Annotated in this window: 19 protein-coding genes and 1 riboswitch; of the genes, 11 read left to right on the forward strand and 8 right to left on the reverse strand. The window is 70.2% G+C overall.

Features of this window, described 5'->3' with window-relative positions; genetic code table 11:
* Nucleotides 1-107: 107 nt before the first annotated feature.
* Nucleotides 108-533: an OsmC family peroxiredoxin gene (locus tag Q9G87_RS44550; protein ID WP_305922686.1), complete on the reverse strand. Its 426-nt coding sequence runs from the start codon at nucleotides 531-533 to the stop codon at nucleotides 108-110.
* Between the two features lie 163 nt (nucleotides 534-696).
* On the opposite strand from Q9G87_RS44550, the gene Q9G87_RS44555 reads away from it, so the two are divergent.
* From Q9G87_RS44555 to Q9G87_RS44570, 4 genes are all read left to right on the forward strand, one after another.
* Nucleotides 697-1,254: a sigma-70 family RNA polymerase sigma factor gene (locus Q9G87_RS44555; protein ID WP_305922687.1), complete on the forward strand. Its 558-nt coding sequence runs from the start codon at nucleotides 697-699 to the stop codon at nucleotides 1,252-1,254.
* Complete coding sequence (locus Q9G87_RS44560; protein WP_305922688.1) at nucleotides 1,254-2,144, forward strand: maleylpyruvate isomerase family mycothiol-dependent enzyme; 891 nt, start codon at nucleotides 1,254-1,256, stop codon at nucleotides 2,142-2,144. The genes Q9G87_RS44555 and Q9G87_RS44560 overlap by 1 nt, the downstream gene beginning before the upstream one ends.
* Before the next feature lie 861 nt (nucleotides 2,145-3,005).
* Nucleotides 3,006-3,344, forward strand: coding sequence for a hypothetical protein (locus tag Q9G87_RS44565; RefSeq protein WP_305922689.1), 339 nt, complete (start codon nucleotides 3,006-3,008; stop codon nucleotides 3,342-3,344).
* 342 nt (nucleotides 3,345-3,686) lie between these two features.
* On the forward strand, nucleotides 3,687-4,262 hold the full coding sequence (locus tag Q9G87_RS44570) for an HD domain-containing protein (RefSeq protein WP_305922690.1): 576 nt from the start codon (nucleotides 3,687-3,689) through the stop codon (nucleotides 4,260-4,262).
* Nucleotides 4,263-4,270: 8 nt separating this feature from the next.
* Here the strand turns inward: Q9G87_RS44570 and Q9G87_RS44575 are convergent, their stop codons facing one another.
* Nucleotides 4,271-5,608: an ankyrin repeat domain-containing protein gene (locus Q9G87_RS44575; RefSeq protein WP_305922691.1), complete on the reverse strand. Its 1,338-nt coding sequence runs from the start codon at nucleotides 5,606-5,608 to the stop codon at nucleotides 4,271-4,273.
* 177 nt (nucleotides 5,609-5,785) lie between these two features.
* On the opposite strand from Q9G87_RS44575, the gene Q9G87_RS44580 reads away from it, so the two are divergent.
* Nucleotides 5,786-6,526, forward strand: coding sequence for a DUF1707 SHOCT-like domain-containing protein (locus tag Q9G87_RS44580; protein ID WP_305922692.1), 741 nt, complete (start codon nucleotides 5,786-5,788; stop codon nucleotides 6,524-6,526).
* Nucleotides 6,527-6,608: 82 nt separating this feature from the next.
* Here the strand turns inward: Q9G87_RS44580 and Q9G87_RS44585 are convergent, their stop codons facing one another.
* The 4 genes from Q9G87_RS44585 to Q9G87_RS60965 all read right to left on the reverse strand — a co-directional run bounded on the left by Q9G87_RS44585 (nucleotide 6,609) and on the right by Q9G87_RS60965 (nucleotide 10,110).
* Entirely contained in the window at nucleotides 6,609-7,385 is a 777-nt protein-coding gene (locus Q9G87_RS44585; RefSeq protein WP_305922693.1) for a sirohydrochlorin chelatase, read from the reverse strand.
* Entirely contained in the window at nucleotides 7,367-8,095 is a 729-nt protein-coding gene (locus Q9G87_RS44590) for a phosphoadenylyl-sulfate reductase (protein ID WP_305922694.1), read from the reverse strand. The genes Q9G87_RS44585 and Q9G87_RS44590 overlap by 19 nt, the downstream gene beginning before the upstream one ends.
* Nucleotides 8,096-8,231: 136 nt before the next feature.
* Nucleotides 8,232-9,920 (reverse strand): nitrite/sulfite reductase, encoded by a 1,689-nt coding sequence (locus Q9G87_RS44600; protein ID WP_305922696.1) that lies wholly within the window; start codon nucleotides 9,918-9,920, stop codon nucleotides 8,232-8,234.
* A gap of 106 nt (nucleotides 9,921-10,026) precedes the next feature.
* Complete coding sequence (locus Q9G87_RS60965) at nucleotides 10,027-10,110, reverse strand: putative leader peptide (protein ID WP_311132608.1); 84 nt, start codon at nucleotides 10,108-10,110, stop codon at nucleotides 10,027-10,029.
* Between the two features lie 255 nt (nucleotides 10,111-10,365).
* Between Q9G87_RS60965 and Q9G87_RS44605 the strand changes: the two genes are divergently transcribed.
* From Q9G87_RS44605 to Q9G87_RS44620, 4 genes are read left to right on the forward strand one after another with little or no spacing between them, the layout of a single operon-like run.
* Nucleotides 10,366-11,145 (forward strand): TIGR03084 family metal-binding protein, encoded by a 780-nt coding sequence (locus tag Q9G87_RS44605; protein WP_371825927.1) that lies wholly within the window; start codon nucleotides 10,366-10,368, stop codon nucleotides 11,143-11,145.
* Between the two features lie 42 nt (nucleotides 11,146-11,187).
* On the forward strand, nucleotides 11,188-11,562 hold the full coding sequence (locus tag Q9G87_RS44610) for a YccF domain-containing protein (protein ID WP_305922698.1): 375 nt from the start codon (nucleotides 11,188-11,190) through the stop codon (nucleotides 11,560-11,562).
* A 58-nt stretch (nucleotides 11,563-11,620) separates the two neighbouring features.
* Complete coding sequence (locus Q9G87_RS44615; RefSeq protein ID WP_305922699.1) at nucleotides 11,621-12,553, forward strand: YihY/virulence factor BrkB family protein; 933 nt, start codon at nucleotides 11,621-11,623, stop codon at nucleotides 12,551-12,553.
* Nucleotides 12,554-12,589: 36 nt separating this feature from the next.
* Nucleotides 12,590-13,741, forward strand: coding sequence for a serine/threonine-protein kinase (locus Q9G87_RS44620; RefSeq protein WP_305922700.1), 1,152 nt, complete (start codon nucleotides 12,590-12,592; stop codon nucleotides 13,739-13,741).
* On the opposite strand, the gene Q9G87_RS44625 is transcribed toward Q9G87_RS44620, so the two are convergent.
* On the reverse strand, nucleotides 13,700-15,076 hold the full coding sequence (locus Q9G87_RS44625) for an IS30 family transposase (RefSeq protein WP_305922701.1): 1,377 nt from the start codon (nucleotides 15,074-15,076) through the stop codon (nucleotides 13,700-13,702). The two genes, Q9G87_RS44620 and Q9G87_RS44625, sit on opposite strands and share 42 nt — an antisense overlap.
* A gap of 56 nt (nucleotides 15,077-15,132) precedes the next feature.
* Here Q9G87_RS44625 and Q9G87_RS44630 point away from each other — a divergent pair, with 56 nt between their 5' ends.
* Together Q9G87_RS44630 and glyA are read left to right on the forward strand one after the other, a co-directional pair.
* Entirely contained in the window at nucleotides 15,133-15,417 is a 285-nt protein-coding gene (locus tag Q9G87_RS44630) for a hypothetical protein (protein WP_305922702.1), read from the forward strand.
* A 47-nt stretch (nucleotides 15,418-15,464) separates the two neighbouring features.
* Nucleotides 15,465-15,547, forward strand: a riboswitch (ZMP/ZTP riboswitch).
* Nucleotides 15,548-15,572: 25 nt separating this feature from the next.
* Nucleotides 15,573-16,823: a serine hydroxymethyltransferase gene (gene glyA, locus Q9G87_RS44635; RefSeq protein WP_305922703.1), complete on the forward strand. Its 1,251-nt coding sequence runs from the start codon at nucleotides 15,573-15,575 to the stop codon at nucleotides 16,821-16,823.
* Nucleotides 16,824-17,248: 425 nt separating this feature from the next.
* Here the strand turns inward: glyA and Q9G87_RS44640 are convergent, their stop codons facing one another.
* Nucleotides 17,249-18,532: a CHRD domain-containing protein gene (locus Q9G87_RS44640; protein ID WP_305922704.1), complete on the reverse strand. Its 1,284-nt coding sequence runs from the start codon at nucleotides 18,530-18,532 to the stop codon at nucleotides 17,249-17,251.
* Between the last annotated feature and the right edge of the window lie 145 nt (nucleotides 18,533-18,677).

Raw genomic sequence — 18,677 nt, forward strand, 5'->3', positions numbered from 1 at the left:
CCCTGCGTCGCGTGAAACGGCGCAGGAACGGCTCGGCTCGCCCCGCGGCGCCGCGGACGGTCTCGGAGGGGAGACCGGCAACGGTGCCGAGGGCGGGCGGAGGAGCGTCAGAGCAGCTCGGCCTTGAGGGAGATCGTGGTGCCCGTCAGCGCCTTGCTGACCGGGCAGTTGGCCTTGGCGGTCTCGGCCGCCTCTTGGAACTGCTCGGCCGTGATGCCGGGGACGTGACCCTTCACGCTGAGCACGATGCCGGTGATGCCCTCACCCGGCTGGAACGTCACGTCCGCGCTCGTCTGCAGCGCCTCCGGCGGCGTGCCGGCGCCGGCCAGGCCGTGCGAGAGCGCCATCGAGAAGCAGGACGAGTGGGCGGCCGCGATGAGCTCCTCCGGCGAGGTCTTGCCGTTCGCCGCCTCGGCCCTGGAGGGCCAGGAGACCTCGAACGTGCCGACGCCCGAGGTGTCCAGCGAGACGGTGCCCGAGCCGTCGAGCAGGGCGCCCTTCCACTGGGTAGTGGCGGTGCGTGTGGTGGCCATGGCTATGTGCTCCCTCCGTCGTGGACTTCCGACCCTATCGTGGTCCGATCAACGGCTCACAAAGTGTGGTGCGCGCTTCATCCGGCTCTACTTTTCCGACGAATAATGGCATGCTCGGGTCGCGGCGCATCTGCCGCCTTGGTCCGGATAAAACGGGAGTGTGGTGCCAGTGGAGGCACCGTACGACGACCGGCTGCTGCATCAGCGGGTGGTCGGCGGCGATGAGTCCGCGCTGGGAGAGGTCTACGATCGGTTCTCCTCGCTGATCTTCGGTCTCTCCCTGCGGGTCACCAGGGACCGGGTGATCGCCGAGGACATCACGCAGGAAGTGTTCCTGGTCTTCTGGGAAAGGCCGCTGGCCTACGACCCGGATCGCGGCACGTTGCGCGCCTGGCTCGCGACGATCGCGCACCGCCGGGCGGTCGACCACGTGCGCGCCGAGGAGCGGCGGCGGGTGTCGGCCCTGGGTCCCCGGTTGTTCGAGCGGGAGCCGGCCAGGCTGGAGGACACCGTGCTCGCCGCGGACGAGGCCGCGCGGGTGCGGCAGGCCGTGACGTCACTGCCCGACGGCCTCCGGCAGGCGATCGAGTTAGCCTACTTCGGGGGCAGAACATATCGGCAGGTCGGCGAGGAACTGGGCGTGCCCGAGGGCACGGCCAAGTCGCGCATCCGGCTGGCCCTGAGGCGGCTGGCGGACGCGCTGGCGGAGGAAGAGGTGTGATGGACCCCGTCGAGCGTCTTTACCTGGACGCGTTGATGGAGGAGCCGGTGGTGCCGGCGGGCTCGGTGCGGCCCCAGCTTCTGGCCGGGGCCCGTGCGCGGCGCAGGCCCGCGGCTCCCACCGCCGTCTGGGCGGCCCCGTACGCGGGCCGCGTGGCCGCGATGGACGCACTGCTCGCCTCGGCCGTGGAGGACGACTGGTCACGCGTCATCGTCGAGGGCTGGACACTCCAGGAGCTCGTCGCGCACCTGGCCGCCAAGGACGGCCTCCTCGCCGCTTCCGTGGGCGCCCCCGTGCTCGGCCCGCCCATCGGGGCGGCCGACTCGCTGGGACGTACGCACGACGTGCAGGCGTACGAGCGGGCCCGCAGCCCCGAGCAGACGCGACGGGACTGGCGGGCGCAGGCCGACGCGCTCTGCCGCCACCTGGCGGAACTGCCGCCGACCACGCCGGCCACCCTGGACGGCATGGAGGTCCCGGTGAGTGACCAGGTCCTGGCCAGGGGCCTGGAGACGTGGATCCACACCGACGACGCCGCCAAGACGGCCGGCCTCCGGCTCCCCGACCCGATCCCCGAGCACATCCGGCCGACCGCGGACCTGTGCGCCCGCCTGCTGCCCTGGACGATGCTCTTCTCCGGCATGAACGGCGCCGGACGCACGCTCCACCTGACGCTGACCGGCCCGGGCGGCGGTGAGTGGGTGCTGCCGCTGGGCGTGGAGGAGAGCGCGCCCGGTGAACCGGACGCGCACATCAGCGCGGACGTGATCAAGTTCTGTTTCCTGCTGGGCGGCAGGGGGGATCCGGCGGACTTCCCGGCGGAGGTGGCCGGCGACCTGACCCTGGCCAGGGACGTCCTGTCCACGGCCCCCGCCCTGTCCGGCCCCTGACCCCGGCCCCGGCCCCTGTCCCCGGCCCCTGTCCCCGGCCCTGCCCGGCCTCGTCCGGCCCGTGACGCCGGCCCCTGACCCCGGCCCTGCCCGGCCTCGTCCGGCCCGTGACGCCGGCCTGCGCCTGCCCAGTCCCCGACCGATCCCCTGGCAATGGCGGCATCGGCCTGCAAGGACGCCGGCTCCATGCTGAGCGGGCATGCGTGAGGGGGAGCCCGTGTTGAGCGGGGCATGCGTGAGGGCGCCGGCTCCGTGTTGAGCGGGGGATCCGTGAGGGTGTCGGCTCCGTGTTGAGCGCGGCATCCGTGAGGGGGGAGCCCGTGTTGACCGCGGCATCCGTGAGGGCGCCGGCTCCGTATTGAGCGGGGGATCCGTGAGGGCGTCGGCCCCGAGTTGAGCGGGGATGCGTGGGGGCGGGGCCGTGCTGAGCGGGGCATGCGTGAGGGTAGGGGCCCGTGTTGACCACGGCGTCCTGGGGGCCGGGGCCCGTGTTGAGCGCGGCGTTCGTGGGGGCGCCGGCTCCGTGTTGAGCGCGGCGTCCGTGGGGGCGGGAGCCCGTGCTGAGGGCGAAGCATGCGCCGGCGGCCACGTCGCCGTCCGACGGCCTCGCACGGCCCGCCGAGTCGTCCGGCCGTGCGGGGCCGTGCGCGGCGAAAAGCGCGGCGACACGCCGCCCGGCGCGCAAACGAAAAGGAAATCGTTGTTTGGCAACTCCCTCGGGTAGCGCCAGGGATTTGACGCGTTGTTGAGGTTCGGAGAGGTTACCTTCGATTTCGTGGATGGGTAATTCTGTTTCCGTCCGGCGCCCCACGGCATTCGGGCGCCGGATTCGCGGCCGATCTATCCATGAATGGAAGTCGAATGCACGAGAACACCGAAAGTCGGCAACCACGCACGCGAAGCCTTGGGCGTGTCGCGACACTGGCCCTGGCCGCCGCGGCCGCCGGGGTCATGTTCCTTCCCGTCGGTCAGGGGGTGGCCGGCGCGAGCACCACCGCCACGACCGAGGTCTCGGTCAGCTCGACCGAGACGCCGCCGCAGTACTGCGCGTGGAACTACCGCTGTCGTTACGGCTGGTGGGGTTACCAGAACCCCGTCTGGCGCCACCACCCCGGCTGGCACCACGGTAGCCGGGACTACTACGGCCGCGACTACGGACACCACCACGGGTCCTGGCACCACCACGGAGACCACGACTAGGACGGCCTGGGACGACTCAGGACCGCCCGGCCCTCCGGGGCCGGGCGGGCATCACACAACGACACGCGAACGCCATGAGCCGGACGATTCGTGCGTCCAGCGGGACGAATCGCATGGGCATGACGGCGGACGGGGTCGTGCGGAGTATCGCCTCCTCGAATCCGCCGAAATGACAAATGCCGCGGCCAGAAGAATGGTCGCGGCATTTGTCGTAATTTGGAGCATCTGCCGCCGTCCTCTGTCCTCGCCGGCGCGCCGATCGGGCGCCGCGACCGTCCCTCGGCGGCAGCCGGAAACGTCGTTTAGGCTCTTAGGCCCTGTACATGACGAGAGGGGGTCATCGTGACGGGCGATGAGACGGGGCTGGCAGGGCTGCTGTACGAGTTCGGGCTGCTCAAGCGCTACAAGCGGACCGGGTGGCACGTCGCCGGCGTGCGCGACCCGGAGAGCGTGGCCGAGCACTCTTTCCGCGCGGCGATCATCGCGGGGATGATCGCCAAGCTCGAAGGCGGTGATCCGGAGCGGGCCGCGTTCATGGCCCTGTTCCACGACACGCAGGAGACGCGCATCACCGACATCCCCTACATCGGCAAGCGCTACCTCACCGTGGCGCCCAACGAGGAGGTCACCGCCGACCAGGTGCGGGGCGTGCCGGAGCCGGTGGCGGACATGATGCGCGACGCCGTCGCGGAGTACGAGGAGAAGGCCAGCGTCGAGGCCGTCTGCGCGCGGGACGCCGACAAGCTGGAGTGCCTGCTCCAGGCCGTCGAATACCGCGAGCAGGGGCACCAGAACGTCCAGGGCTGGATCGACAGCTCGCTGGCCGCCCTCACGACCCCGACGGGCAAGCGCCTGGCGGAGGAGGCCCTGCGCACGGGCACCCTGGAATGGGTGACCCGCGTGCTCAACGGCGACTGAGGGACCCTCTACTGCTGCGTGACGAGGTCTCTGGCGTAATCGTCGTCGCTCTCGGCCAGCACCCGCTCGGCGCCCCGCGCGGCCCTGTCGTCCCCGCGGATGGCGAGCCCGCGCGTGGCCTCGGCCACCGTGCGCAGGTCCGAGTCGGCGAGCCGGGCCGCCAGGGCCTCGCGGATGCGCGGCGTGTCGGCCTCCAGCCCGGCGAGCCCGGCGGTGGCCCAGTCGCGCACCTCGGCCTCGTCCTCCTCGGTCATCTCGATCAGCAGCGCCAGGCCCTCCTCGTGGTCCGGCGGCAGCACGTCGGCCAGCGCGATGGCGTCCGTCATCGTGCGCTTGTGCCCCGGGCGGCCGATGATGTCGAGGACGGCCGGCAACGCCCGCGGGTCGCCCTGGTGGCCGAGCGCGGCCAGCACCGAGCGCAGCACCTGCGGGTTGCCCTCCGTGGTGACCATCTTCTGCAGCAGCGGCAGCGTGCGCTCCAGGAACGGCTTCTCGCCTTCGGCGAAGCCGAACTGGGCGATCGCGTCCACGCCGAACTCCCGCTCCCTGGCGTCCTCGCTCACGCACAACCTGGCCAGCGCCTCGTACGTCTCCTCGTCGGCGCGCCTGTTCAGCGTGTCGGCCACGATCCACCAGGTCTCGGCGTCCTCGTCGATGTCGCGGTGGGCCAGCGCCCGCGCCACGAGCCGCTCCACCGGCGGGTAGACCCCGGTCGCGTCCTCCAGCAGCGTCGCGATGGCGGCGTGGCCCCGCTGCGCCTGGACCTGCTCGGTCTGCTCGCCGTCGGGCGCCTGCCCGGCCACCGTGACCAGCTCGGTGCCGTCCTTGGCGTACTGCCGGGCCACGACGTAGTCCCAGCCCTCCTGCTCGATCTGGTCGAGCAGCGCGCTCTCCAGGTGCACGCCCACCCAGTCGACGGCGATGTCGAGCGGCGTGTCGCCGTCGCCGTCGTACTTCGCGGGGTCGGCGCCCGCCTCCAGGAGCACCTGCACGACGCCCAGCGCGCCGCGCCTGGCGGCCAGCGAGAGCGGGGTGTCGCCGTCGTCGTTGGCCGTGTCCACGCCGGCCCCTGCCTCGATCAGCACCCTGGCGGTGGCGGCGTGGCCGTTGGAGGCGGCCCAGAGCAGCGCCGTCCAGCCGCCGGTCTCGCGGCCGTTGACGTCGGCGCCGGCCGCCAGCAGCGTGCCGGCCACCTCGTGCCGGTCCCAGGCGGCGGCCGCGCACAGCGGCAGCCCCTCCTCCTCGCCCTCGCTGGGCTTATTGGGATCGGCGCCGCCGGCCAGCAGCTTGCCCACGGTCTCGGTCTCGCCGTTCAACGCCGCGCGGTAGAGCTGTTCCTCATGCATGACACGGACCCTAACCTGGTCCGGCCGCGCCCCGGACCAAGCTAGGGCCATGTCATCGAGTGGTACGCGCCCGAGGCCCGCCAGGGTTCACCCCTCATACCGAATATTCACAGTTTGGCTGCTTTCTCCTCCGAAAGGAGGAGCTGCATTCCGGCCAAGACGCGATATGTTGCGAGTATGACTGATCCCGGTGGGGTCCGCGCGTCGGATGCCGAGCGCGAGGCCGTCGTCGAGCAGCTCCGTGTCGCCTCGGTGGAAGGCAGGCTGACGCTGGCCGAGCTGACCGACCGCACGGAGGCCGCTTATACGGCCACCACGCACGCCGAGCTGGCGATGCTCACCCAGGACCTGCCTGCCGCCGGCGCCGTGTCCGCCGGAGCCCAGCCGCCCGCCGGAGCTCGACCCGTTCGCGAGGGCAAGAAGCGGCGCTGGTTCGTCGGCGTCATGGGCGACTCCAAGCGGCGCGGGAAGTGGCGGATCGACCAGGAGCTCGGCGCCGTGGCGGTCATGGGGGACGTGGTGCTCGACCTGCGCGAGGCCGAGGTCCGCACGAACACGGTCGACATCACGGCCGTCTCCGTGATGGGCGACGTGAAGATCATCGTGCCCGACGGGGTCAACGTGGACCTCGACGGGATGGCCGTCATGGGCGACAAGAAGGTGGACGTGCTGGAGGCCGCGCCCGGCATGAACGTGCCGGTGGTGCGGGTGCACGCGTACGCGATCATGGGCGACGTGAAGGTGCTCGGCGACTCGCGGGCGCAGCCGCTGAAGCGGACCTTCTCGGCCTGGCGCGAGCACTGGCGGCAGCTGCACGGCGAGGACTGGCGCAAGCTCGGCAGGCAGCTGCGGGCCGAAAGCCGCGAGCTGCACAGGCAGCTGCGCGACGTGAACAGGGACATCGGGCGCGGCTACTGATCCGCCGGCTCGCCGAGCCGAGCCGACCCGGAGGCTGCTGACGCGCCCCGCCCCGTCGCGGCGGATCGTCGCGAACCGCTGCTCAGATCGCGAGTGACACCGGCTGGCGGTGTGCCTGCTCGTAACGTTCCAGCAGGACGTCGACCAGCTCCGGCGCCGGGCCGAGCACGTCGGCCACGACGGCCGCGCCCGCCTCCAGCGCGCTGAGGCGCACCTTGTCGGCGAAGTGGCCGGGAGCCAGCAGGTAAGGCGCCACGGCCACGCGCGGCGCGCCCGCGCGCACCAGCTCGGCCACCGCCTGCGCGGGGGAGGGCTCCGCGGCCGAGGCGTAGGCGGCCTTGACCGTCCACCAGCCGGCCCGTCGCCACTCCCGCGCCATCTGCGAGATCACCGCGTTCGCCCTGGCGTCGCTGGAACCCGCCGACACCAGCACCACCGCCGTGTCCGGATCCCCGGGCCGCACGCCCGCCTCGGCCAGCCGCCGCTCCAGCGCGGCGCGCAGCAGCGGGTGCGGCCCCAGCGTGGCCCCGTAGTGCACGCGCAGGCGCGGCCGGCGCGCGCGTACCTCATTCAGCGCCGACGGCAGGTCCACCCGGCTGTGGTAGGCCTCGGTGAGCAGCAGCGGCAGCACCACGGCCTCTTCCAGGCCGCCGAGCGCCTGGGGGAGCGTGGGAGCACAGTGATCCAGATACGCGACGCGGACGTCCAGCGGCACCTGCTCGAGCAGCGCGGCCACGGTGGCGGCGGCGCGCGGATCGCGAGACCCGTGCGCCACCGCCACCAGTGGCACGCCACCGGGGGCCGTCCCGCCTGCCAACGGGACGAGTCCCCTCCTGGGGATCACAGGTGAATGCCGCATTCGACCTTCCCCAGGCCCGCCCAGCGCCCGCTGCGCGGATCCTCTCCCTCCGCGACCTGCCGCGTGCACGGCGCGCAGCCGATCGAGGGGTAGTTGTCGTAGTGCAACGGGTTGATCAGCACCCCGTTGTCGGCGATGTAGTTGTCCACATCCTCCTGGGTCCAGGCGGCGATCGGGTTGACCTTGACCATCTGCCGCTTGGCGTCCCACTCGACGACCCTGGTGTCCGTCCGGCTGGACGACTCGTCGCGGCGGATGCCGGAGATCCACGCCAGGTACGGCTCCAGCGCCCGGTTCAGCGGCTCCACCTTGCGCAGGTAGCAGCACAGGTCCGGGTTGCGGCCGAACAGGCGCGGGCCCAGGTCGCGGTCCTGCTCCGCGACCGTCCGCGACGGCTTCACGTCGATCACGTTGACGTCATAGACCTGCCGCACCGCGTCCCGCGTGCCGATCGTCTCGGCGAAGTGGTAGCCGGTGTCGATGAACAACACGTCCACGCCGGGCTTGACCCTGCTCACCAGGTCGATGAGGAGGGCGTCGCTCATCGAGGACGTCAGGCACAGCCGGTCGCCGAACGTCGCCGCCGCCCAGCGGATGATCTCACGGGCGGGGGCGCCCTCCAGGAACGTCGCGGCGGACTCCACGATGTCCTGCAGGTCGAGCGTGCCGCGCTGCTGTCTCAAACCGACCTCGATGTCCACCAGCGTCATATCTTCACTCCGATTCCGAGAAACTTCAGCTTGAAGGCTCGAGCGCAGGCCCTGCAGTACCAGCCGCCGTCGCTCTCGTAGGGCTCGAGGTCCTCGTCGCCGCAGTAAGGGCAGTGGAAGGGGACCGCTCGCGTGCTCATTTCAGGTCCGCCTCGTCCGCGCGCTGCACCCAGTCGGCGAACGACTCGCCTTCCTTGCGCTGAGCGTCGTAGTGCTTCACCACGCGCTCCACGTAGTCGGGCAGCGCCTTGGCGGTGGTCTTCAGTCCGCGCACCTTCCGGCCGAAGCCGGCGTTGACGCCCAGCGAGCCGCCCAGGTGGATCTGGAAGCCCTCGACCTGGTCGCCGTTCTCGTCCACCACCAGCTGGCCCTTGAGGCCGATGTCGGCGACCTGGATGCGGGCGCAGGAGTTGGGGCAGCCGTTGACGTTGATCGTCAGCGGCTCCTGGAAGTCGGGCAGGCGCCGCTCCAGCTCGTCGATCAGCTGGGCCGCGGTGGCCTTGGTCTCGACGATGGCCAGCTTGCAGTATTCGATGCCGGTGCACGCCATCGTCTGGCGCCGGAACGTGGACGGCCTGACCTGCAGGTCGTTGGCCTCCAGCTCCGCCACGATGGAGTCCACCTGGTCGGGCGCGACGTCGAGGACGACCATCTTCTGCTCGACCGTCGTACGCACCCGGCCGGAGCCGTGCCGCTCGGCGATGTCGGCGATCGTGTGGAGCTTGTCACCGTCGAGCCGGCCCACCTTGGGCGCGAAGCCGACGTAGAAGTTGCCGTCCTTCTGCGGGAAGACGCCGACGTGGTCGCGGCGGCTGCCGCGCGGCAGCTCGGGCGCGGGCCCGTCGGGCAGCGCATCCTTCAGGTATTCGGTCTCGAGGATCTCGCGGAACTTCTCCACACCCCAGTCGTTGACCAGGAACTTGATCCGCGCCCGGTGCCGCAGCCGCCGGTAGCCGTAGTCGCGGAAGATCCCGACAACGCCCTCGTAGACGTCGGCCACCTGCTCCGGCTTGACGAACACGCCGATCCGCTTGCCGAGCATCGGGTTCGTGGACAGGCCGCCGCCCACCCACAGGTCGTAGCCGATCTCGCCCTGCTCGTTGACCACGCCCACGAACGCCACGTCGTTGATCTCGTGCACCGTGCAGTGCGCCGGGCAGCCGCTCACCGCCGACTTGAACTTGCGGGGCAGGTTCGAGTACGCCGGATTGCCGACGACCCGCTCCTGGACCTCGTAGATCTGCTCGGTCGCGTCGAGCACCTCGTCGGCGTCGATGCCGGCCAGCGGACACCCCAGGATCACGCGGGGAGTGTCGCCGCACGCCTCCGTCGTCGACAGGCCCACGGCCTCCAGACGCTCCCAGATGTCCGGCACCGACTCGATCTCGATCCAGTGCAGCTGGATGTTCTGGCGGTCGGTCAGGTCGGCGGTGCCGCGGCCGTAGTCGTTGGAGATGTCCGCGATCGTGCGCAGCTGGGCCAGTGAGAGCTGGCCGCCATCGATCCGCACGCGCAGCATGAAGTAGCTGTCGTCCAGCTCCTCCGGCTCCAGGATCGCGGTCTTGCCGCCGTCGATGCCGGGCTTGCGCTGCGTGTAGAGGCCGTACCAGCGCATGCGGCCGCGCAGGTCGGCGGGATCGATCGAGTCGAAGCCACGCTTGGAGTAGATGTCGATGATGCGCTGGCGGACGTTGAGGCCGTCGTCGTTCTTCTTGTTCTCTTCGTTCTTGTTGAGCGGCTCACGGTAACCGAGAGCCCACTGGCCTTCGCCGCGCGGGCGTTTGTGGTGCCTGCTGGCAGGGGTGCGGCTGGCAGGGGTGCTCATTGCGCGTCCTTCGGATCATGGGCGCGCGCAGGGTTCCTCAAGCCTCATCGTCGAGGGCAGGATGCGAGGGAGGATTGCGACGCGCTCAGCGGCAGAAACAATCGGGTTAGCGGGCGTCGCAACAGATGGCACTGCGGACACGCTGGAGGTCGACGTGGCGTCGACCGACGAGCATGGGGTCCGCTGGCATGTATCGAAGATACCCTGGCCGTCCCGGATGTCCAAGACGGGGTCCAGAGTGTGGGACTGTCCGGATGCTTATCAACCCTGGCGGCGCCAGCCGAGCTCCGAGTCCTTGGGCTTTTCCTCCGTGCTCTGGTGCTGGCAGTCGCACCACGAACCGCCGCGGCAGTCCTCGTGACGCTTGTCCTTGCAGCTCTGGCAGATCACTCCTGCATTATTCTCCTGGAACGTTGTTCGGGTTAGGCTGGCCCGCGTGGATCTCATGGCCGAGTTGCTCGGCGATCTCCGCGCCGAGACCGCCTCCTTCGAGGAGCTGCTCCAGCCCCTCCGCGATGAGGACTGGGAGCTGGCCACACCCGCCGAGGGATGGGCGATCCGCGACCAGGTGAGCCATCTGGCCTGGTTCGACGACGCCGCCGTCCAGGCGGTCACCGACCCCGAAGGCTTCAACGCCTCGCTGGCGGACTTCGCGGCATCGGGCTTCTCCTCGGTGGACGACCTCGTCGTGCGGGCGCGCCGGACCTCGCCGGCCGAGCTGCGCGGGTGGTTCCGCGCCGCCCGAGCGCGCAGCATCGAGGTGTTCGCCGCGCTGAACGCGCGCGACCGGGTGCCGTGGTTCGGGCCCCCGATGTCGGCCGCGTCGTTCGTGACCGCGCGGCTGATGGAGACCTGGGCCCACGGGCAGGACGTGGCCGACGCGCTCGGCGTCGTCAGGAAGCCGACGGTCAGGTTGCGGCACGTGGCCATGATCGGGTTCAGGGCTCGGCCGTACAGCTTCGCCGTGCGTGGCCTGGCGGAGCCGCCCGAGCCCGTGCGGGTGGAGCTGACCATGCCCGACGGGAGCGCGTGGACGGCCGGCCCGCCGGAGGCGGCCGCCGTGGTGCGCGGGCCGATGTTCGACTTCTGCCTCGCCGTCACCCAGCGTGTCCACCTGTCCGACACGGCACTGGAGATCGACGGCGAGGCGGCGCGGGCCTGGATGGAGATCGCCCAGGCGTTCGCCGGGCCCCCTGGTAAAGGCCGGGCGCCCAGATCAGGGTGAAATCAGGGACGCGGTTGGCACGCGCGCTGACATGCTGGAAGCATGCGCACGATTCTGAACGTCATCTGGCTGGTGTTCGCCGGGATTTGGCTGGCGCTGGGTTACGCCCTGGCCGGCGTCATCTGCTGCATCTTGATCATCACCATCCCGTTCGGCATCGCCTCGTTCAGGATCGCCGCCTACGCGCTGTGGCCGTTCGGCCGGACCGTCGTACGCGATCCGGACGCGGGCGTGTTCTCACTCCTCGGCAACATCATCTGGTGCGTGGTCGCCGGAATCTGGCTCGCCATCGGCCACGTCATCACCTCGATTCCGCTGTTCATCTCCATCATCGGCATCCCCATGGGCATCGCCAACATCAAGCTGATCCCGGTCTCCCTCCTTCCGCTGGGTGCGCGCATCGTAGACAACGACTAGACCTGCTGCCGGGGACGTAAGCTGTCTCGAAGAGTCACTGCGAAAACCGTTGGGTGCCATGACGTCCACAGATGCTCCTCCCCGGCCTAAGCGAGGGCTCGCCTCCAACGCCAGGGCCAGGCTGAGCTGGGTGCTCGACACGAAGTCGTGGGCGATCGTCCGCTCGGCCACCAATGCCGGCGTCACCTACCGGGTGACCGGCCTGGCGGGCGAGGCGGCGTTCTTCGCGTTGCTGTCGCTGCCTCCGTTCGTGCTGGGCCTGATCGGGGTGCTGGCCAAGATCGGCGCCTGGGCGGGCGGCGCGGTGGTCAAGCAGGTCAATGCGTGGGTGATCGAGCAGGCGGGGCTGCTGTTCGCCGAGGACGCCGTGGAAAAGGTGGTCAAGCCGCTCATCGCGGACGTGCTCAGCGACGACGCGAGCAAGGTGTCGATCATCTCGCTGGGCTTCCTGCTGTCGCTCTGGTCCGGCTCCCGAGCCCTGTACGTCTACGTGGACCTCATCTCCGTCGCCTACGGCCTGGGCGAGGAGCGCGGCATCATCCGCACCAGGCTCATGTCCTTCGGCCTCTACGTCGTGGGCCTGGTCATCGGCATCATCGTCATGCCGATCCTGATCGTCGGCCCGACCCTGCTCAAGGACACGCTGCCCGGCGAGTACGGCATCATGATCGACATACTTTACTGGCCGGTCGTGATCATCGGCTCGGTGCTCTTCCTGACCGTGCTCTACCACGTCAGCGTGCCGGTCAGGACGAAGTGGTATCGGGAGCTGCCGGGCGCGATCCTGGCGCTGTTCCTGTGGATCCTCTGCGCCGCGGTGCTGCGGGCCGTGCTGGCCGCGTGGTTCTCACCCGTCTCCGTGTACGGCTCCCTGGCGGCGCCCGTCGCGGTGCTCCTGTGGCTCTACATCACGGCGCTGGCCGTGCTGATCGGGGCCATACTCAACGCGGAGGTCGACCGGCTCTGGCCGGGCGTGGGTCGTACCAAATAGAGCCATGCAGGGTTGCTTTCCGGAATAATCCACCCGGTGGACGTGCAGCAGCGGGTCGGCCCCTACGGCCTCGTCAGGAAACTGGGCGAGGGTGGGATGGGCGTCGTCTACCTGGCGGAGGACCCCGCGGGACGGCGGGTCGCGCTCAAGACGATGCGGCCTGAGCTGGCCGCGCGGGAGGAGTTCAGGCGCAGGTTCGGCAAGGAAGCCGAGGCTGCCAGGCGGGTCGCCAGGTTCTGCACGGCGCCCGTGCTCGACGCCGGGTTCGACGGCGGGACCGCCTACCTGGTGACCGAATACGTCGAAGGCCCCGACCTGTCGGCCGTGGTCAGGCGGGCGCCGCTGACCGGTGCGAACCTGGAGGCGCTGGCCATCGGCGTGGCCACGGCGCTGGCCGCCATCCACCAGGCCGGGGTCGTGCACCGCGACCTCAAGCCCTCCAACGTGCTGCTCAGCCCGGTCGGGCCGCGGGTCATCGACTTCGGCATCGCCCAGCTCGCCGACACCTCCACCCCCGCGACGATCGCGCAGAGCATGGGGACGCCCGCGTACATGTCGCCGGAGCAGGCCAAGGGCGACATGGTCGCCCAGGCGAGCGACATCTTCTCGTGGGGCGCCCTGGTGGCGTACGCGGGCACCGGCCGCCCGCCGTTCGGCACCGGCGGGGCCGCGGAGGTCGTCTACCGGGTCATCAACCACGTGCCCGTGCTCGACGGGCTCGACGAGCGGATCAGGCCGCTGGTGGAGCGGGCGCTGGAGAAGGACCCAGCCCGCCGTCCGACCGCGCAGGGGCTCATGGATCAGCTGCTGGGCCGGCCCGAAGTGCCTGTGGCCGCCGCGACCAGGATGGTCTCGGAGACGTGGACGCCCGTCGTCTCCCCGCCGGCTCCGCCTCCCGCACGCCCCCGGAGACCCTGGTCGCCGGTTCTCGTCGGGGTGCTCGCCGCCGTGCTGGGCGCGGGCGTGACGCTCGCCATCGTGCGCCCCTGGGAGGAACGCGGCAGAGAGCCCGGCACCCCCGCCGTGGCCAGCACGATCGACACCCTGGACAGCACCTTTCGCGTGCAGGTCGACTCGCTGACGCGGCAGGGCACGACGGCGCGCCTGCAGTGGACGGTCAGGAACGTCGGCAAGAACAACTTGGGTTCAAGGGGTCGTCGCAACACTGCTGCTCAGCAGCAAGTCTAGATGGTCGCTGAAAGCCTCAGCCGGTGTTCTCCAACCAAGGGTCTTGCGGGGCCTGGTGTTGAGCGCGAACGCGACAGCAGCCAACTCCTCGGCATTCCATCGTGACAGATCGGTGCCCTTGGGAAAGTACTGCCGCAACAGGCCGTTGGTGTTCTCGTTGGTGCCACGCTGCCAGGGGCTATGAGGGTCGGCGAAGTAGACCCGCACGCCGGTGTCGATGCGCAGTTGAGCATGCTGGGCCAGTTCCGTCCCCCGGTCCCAGGTCAGCGAGCGGCGCAGCTGCTCGGGCAACCCGGTGATCTCCTTGGCGATCGAGTCCCGCACGGCTTCGGCACCGCGGCCGGCCAGCGCCGGGCCGTTCTTCACCCGTTCCTGAATGCCGTAGCCCTCCATCCGGGGCAGGTGCAGCAGAAGGGTGAACCGTGTCGTGCGCTCCACCAGAGTCCCGATCGCGGAGCGGTCGGTGCCGATGATGAGGTCGCCTTCCCAATGGCCTGGGACGGCGCGGTCCTCCACCTCAGCAGGCCGCTGACTGATCACCACGTCCGGGGTGACGTGGCCGCTGGTTTGACGCCGGCTGCGGGCGCGTGGGACACGCAGCGCACGACCGGTGCGCAGGCAGGCGACCAGCTCGCGGTTGAGCGCTCCGCGGCCTTGAACGAACAGGGCCTGGTAGATCGCCTCGTGCGAGATGCGCATGGACTCATCATCGGGGAAGTCCACCTTGAGCCGGTTGGAGATCTGCTCAGGACTCCACGACAGCGCCCACAGGCGGTCTTGACGCCGGGGCTTGTTCCGGCCCTTCCAAGCTGAGGGCCGCGGACCGGCTACCGGTTTGCCGTCCGGTCCCTGGAGCTGACCGGCCAGCCGGGCCTGCACGTACTCCCGTAATTGGTCATTGGCCACCAGTTTCGGCGTCTTGGGGCGCCGCGCCATCAGCTCGGCTTTCCACTGCGCGATCGATGCCCGGTATTCCAGGCGGCCACCTCGCGTGGCGGCATTGCGCCGCAGTTCCCGGGAGATGGTCGATGGGGACCGGCCCAGACAACGCGCGATCTCGCGAACCCCCTTGTGCTGAGCCTTGAGCAGGGCGATCTCTTCGCGCTCGGTGAACGACAGGTACCTGCCTGATGGCGGGCTGAGCTCGATCAACGGCATGCCACCACCCTCGCGGAACCACCGGGACCCGACCGGTCCCGACACGCCGCAAGCCAGGGCGGCATCCTCGCTGGTTAGCCCTTCGGCGATCTTCCTCCAGAACGCCCGCTCCACGTCCCGACGGATCGGAGGCCGTCCCGGTGACCGCATCGCCGGCCGCCCGGTGCGTGTCGTCATCCACCCTGCTGGTCTGCCCATGCAACACCTCCGGATCAAGGTGTTGCGACGACCAGTTGAATCCGCCCAACGCGCCTCTGTACGACAAGCTCGGCAAGGATGTCTTCGACCACACGGTGTCGAAGGTGAGCATCGTCCCGCCCGGTGTGGGCAACCCGATCTACCCGGCGAGGAAGGACGGCACCTGCCAGTGCGCGGAGCTCCCGAACGCGCCGTTCGACACCGGCACGCAGCTGCAGCTCTGGGCCGTCTTCGACGGGCTCCCGCAGGATGCGGAGAGGGTGGACGTCAACCTCGGACCGCTCGGCGTGATCAAGAACGTCGCCGTCACGTCCGCCTGAACCCCCAGATCGGAGGCGGTAGGCCGCCCCCGGATCCGCTATCGTCTACAGCGAGACGCGACTGGCGCATTGGGTGGGAACGACCACCGGGGAGCGAAAGGAGCGGAGGCCGTGCGCCTGGGTCTTCGCACGTTGTCAACGATGACAGGAGAGTCATGAGTTCTCTCGCTAGCGTCGACCCGCAGATCGCCGAGCTCATCAAGGCGGAAGAGCGCCGCCAGTCCGACACCGTCAAGCTCATCGCGTCGGAAAACTACGTGTCCAAGGCCGTGCTGGAGGCCACCGGCACCGTCCTGACCAACAAATACTCCGAGGGCTACGCGGGCAAGCGTTATTACGAAGGCCAGCAGGTCATCGACCAGATCGAGATCGTGGCGGTCGAGCGGGCCAAGGCCCTCTTCGGCGTCAACCACGCCAACGTCCAGCCTTATTCGGGCTCGCCCGCCAACCTGGCGATCTACATGGCGTTCCTGCAGCCCGGCGACACCGTGATGGGCATGGGCCTGCCGTTCGGCGGCCACCTCACGCACGGCTGGTCGGTCTCGGCCACCGGCAAGTGGTTCAACCCGGTGCGTTACGGCGTACGCAAGGACACCGGCCGCATCGACCTCGACGAGGTGCGGCAGCTCGCGCTCGAGCACCGGCCGAAGCTGATCTTCTGCGGCGGCACCGCCATCCCGCGCATCATCGACTTCGAGGGCTTCGCCTCGATCGCCCGCGAGGTCGGCGCCGTGCTGGCCGCCGACATCGCCCACATCGCCGGCCTGGTCGCGGGCGGCGCGCACCCGACCCCGGTCGGCCACGCCGACGTGATCTCCACGACCACCCACAAGACGCTGCGCGGCCCGCGCGGCGCCATGCTCATGGCCACGAGCGACGAGCACGCCACGGCACTCAACAAGGCCGTCTTCCCCGGCCTGCAGGGCGGCCCGCACAACCACACCACCGCCGCCATCGCCGTCGCGCTCAAAGAGGCCTCGACCGACGAGTTCAAGGCCTACGCCCACCAGGTCGTCGCCAACGCGAAGGCGCTGGCCGACGAGCTGGGCTCGCGCGGGTTCGACCTCGTGTCCGGGGGCACCGACAACCACCTGATCCTGGTGGACCTCACGCCCAAGGGCATCGGCGGCAAGCCGGCGGCGCAGGCGCTCGACCGGGCCGGTCTGGAGACCAACTACAACACGGTGCCGTTCGACCCGCGCAAGCCGTTCGATCCGTCGGGGATCCGCATCGGCACGCCGTCCGTCACGTCGCGGGGGATGGGCGAGGCGGAGATGCGGCAGATCGGGGCCTGGATGGACGAGGTCGTCACCGCCCTCGCCAAGGGCGACGCCGAGGACGTCATCAGCCGGGTTCACCACGAGGTCAGTGAGCTGACCGCGCAGTTCCCTGCTCCTGGTCTTTAAGATCTTCTTTACGGCGGGGCCGGGTCTTTACAGCCGTCGACGTTCGCTGTGTCCTGCGGGGAGAAGGGCTTTTGATCTTTTACGGCGGGGCCAGGTTCTTCCAGTCGCCGACGCTGGCTGAGCCCCGTCCAGGGAGACGCTTTCTGACCCGGTCAGTGGCGCGCCGCCGCTACGGCGTTCCGCTGGCCGGGTTCCGTGGTTCCCGGCCCTGCGGCCATACACGGTGCGCCGGTCTCCACCGCCTCGCGTCCAGGAGCGCCCCGCCGCACGGGCTCCCGTGTGCGGCGGGGCGCTTGTCGCGAGCGGGGCGGGCCGGAGTGCCCCGTCGCGGTGGCCGGGCGGCGGGACCCGGAGGACTGGGTGCCGCGCCGGCCGGGATGGCCTGCCGGGGGACGGGACCGAGTCGTCCCCCCGGGGGGCAGGCCTCAGCCGAGGAAGATGTAGTCGGCCCCGTACGGGACCTTGGCCTGGCTGCCGGGCTGGCAGGCGCCGGTGGGGGCGACGCCGCCGGTGGTGTTCAGGCGCAGGATCTGCGTGGTGTGGGCGAGCATGCCCGTGGCGGCGCCTGACTGGGTGGCGTTGAGCAGGAGCTCGGGGATGTTGCCGTCGCCATTGGGCGTTCGAGTGACGACCGCGCCGCGAACCGCGCTGCCATCGGGGGCGATCCACTGCGGCGGGCCCGAGCCGGGCGTCACGAAGGAGTGGTCGATCCCGCGCCGCAGCTTGGCCGTCACACCGAGCTGGGTGAAGGCATAGGCGCCCGACGGCTGCTGGGTGCAGGTGTAGATCTGCTCGCCGCGCAGCACGTCGGCCGTGAGCGCGCGCGGGTGGGTGAACGGCGCGCCGGACAGCTGACCACGTACGGCGCCGCCGGCGAAGTCGGCGGTGTGCAGGTTCGTGTAGTAGCGGCCGGGGTCCGCGGCGATGCGCTTGACGGTTTTGGAGGAGACCGGCGTCACCCCCGCGACGCCGGTCAGGTTCTCCGGCAGGGCGCCGGCGAACAGGTCCGCGACCACGGGACCGTTCGTACCGGGCGCGCCCTTGTGCACGTGCCCGTCGGTGACCGGGCCGAGGCCGGACCAGTGGGCGGTGTAGGCGATGGAAGCGCCGTCGGGACTCAGCCACCAGGTGGCCTGGCCGTCCTCGTCGCCGCGCTTCTTGCCGTCGTTCTCCTGGACCTCCTGGGCGGCGTCGGCGCGGGCCGACAGCGTGGCCTGCTGGCTCCCGTGCAGCACGCCGTTGAGGTCGATGGGCTTGCTGAGCCGGTGGAGCTGGCCCCGTACCGCGCCCTTGGGGTGCGCGGCGTCGTGCAGGTTGGCGTAGAAGCCGCCGGGGTTGTCGAGGAGGGCCTTGACCAGCTCGGGGCTGGCCTTGACGGTGCCGGTGACGCCCAGCACGCCCTTGGGGAGCGGCTTGGCGAAGAACTCCAGCCGCACGTCGCCGTTGGCCCCCTTGGCGCCGGCGTGGACGTGGCCCGCGGTGGGCGCGCCGACCTTGTTCCATCGGGCCGCGAACGTCACCTCATTCCCGCTGATCTTGAGGACAACCGTCGAACGCCCGTCGGCGTCTCCCGGCGTCCCCACCTCGTTCGCGCCGCGCAGCCCGGCCGCGAGATAGACCTCGTCGCCCGAGGCGTGCGCCGGCACGGGGTCGATGATCAGGACACTGGCTAACAGAGCACCAGAAATCATGAACTTTCGGATAGACATGATGAAACCTCTTATAGGGCTAGATATTCCGGTTGGTACGGCAAGCAGTACGCAGGGAATCGCCCAGTGGTTCAACTCAGCTATCCGTAAATTTCCGCTGGGACACGGAAAGCCCTCCCACCAGCAGGTGGGAGGGCTCGGAAAG

This window comes from Nonomuraea turcica (assembly GCF_030718205.1).
Classification (GTDB): Bacteria; Actinomycetota; Actinomycetes; order Streptosporangiales; family Streptosporangiaceae; genus Nonomuraea.

Coding starts and splice junctions, on each gene's coding strand:
- Q9G87_RS44550 (WP_305922686.1), bottom strand. CDS start 533: ATGGCCACCACACGCACCGCCACTACCCAGTGGAAGGGCGCCCTGCTC.
- Q9G87_RS44560 (WP_305922688.1), top strand. CDS start 1,254: ATGGACCCCGTCGAGCGTCTTTACCTGGACGCGTTGATGGAGGAGCCG.
- Q9G87_RS44565 (WP_305922689.1), top strand. CDS start 3,006: ATGCACGAGAACACCGAAAGTCGGCAACCACGCACGCGAAGCCTTGGG.
- Q9G87_RS44575 (WP_305922691.1), bottom strand. CDS start 5,608: ATGCATGAGGAACAGCTCTACCGCGCGGCGTTGAACGGCGAGACCGAG.
- Q9G87_RS44580 (WP_305922692.1), top strand. CDS start 5,786: ATGACTGATCCCGGTGGGGTCCGCGCGTCGGATGCCGAGCGCGAGGCC.
- Q9G87_RS44585 (WP_305922693.1), bottom strand. CDS start 7,385: ATGCGGCATTCACCTGTGATCCCCAGGAGGGGACTCGTCCCGTTGGCA.
- Q9G87_RS44590 (WP_305922694.1), bottom strand. CDS start 8,095: ATGACGCTGGTGGACATCGAGGTCGGTTTGAGACAGCAGCGCGGCACG.
- Q9G87_RS44600 (WP_305922696.1), bottom strand. CDS start 9,920: ATGAGCACCCCTGCCAGCCGCACCCCTGCCAGCAGGCACCACAAACGC.
- Q9G87_RS60965 (WP_311132608.1), bottom strand. CDS start 10,110: ATGCCAGCGGACCCCATGCTCGTCGGTCGACGCCACGTCGACCTCCAG.
- Q9G87_RS44605 (WP_371825927.1), top strand. CDS start 10,366: ATGGCCGAGTTGCTCGGCGATCTCCGCGCCGAGACCGCCTCCTTCGAG.
- Q9G87_RS44610 (WP_305922698.1), top strand. CDS start 11,188: ATGCGCACGATTCTGAACGTCATCTGGCTGGTGTTCGCCGGGATTTGG.
- Q9G87_RS44615 (WP_305922699.1), top strand. CDS start 11,621: ATGACGTCCACAGATGCTCCTCCCCGGCCTAAGCGAGGGCTCGCCTCC.
- Q9G87_RS44625 (WP_305922701.1), bottom strand. CDS start 15,076: ATGACGACACGCACCGGGCGGCCGGCGATGCGGTCACCGGGACGGCCT.
- glyA (WP_305922703.1), top strand. CDS start 15,573: ATGAGTTCTCTCGCTAGCGTCGACCCGCAGATCGCCGAGCTCATCAAG.
- Q9G87_RS44640 (WP_305922704.1), bottom strand. CDS start 18,532: ATGTCTATCCGAAAGTTCATGATTTCTGGTGCTCTGTTAGCCAGTGTC.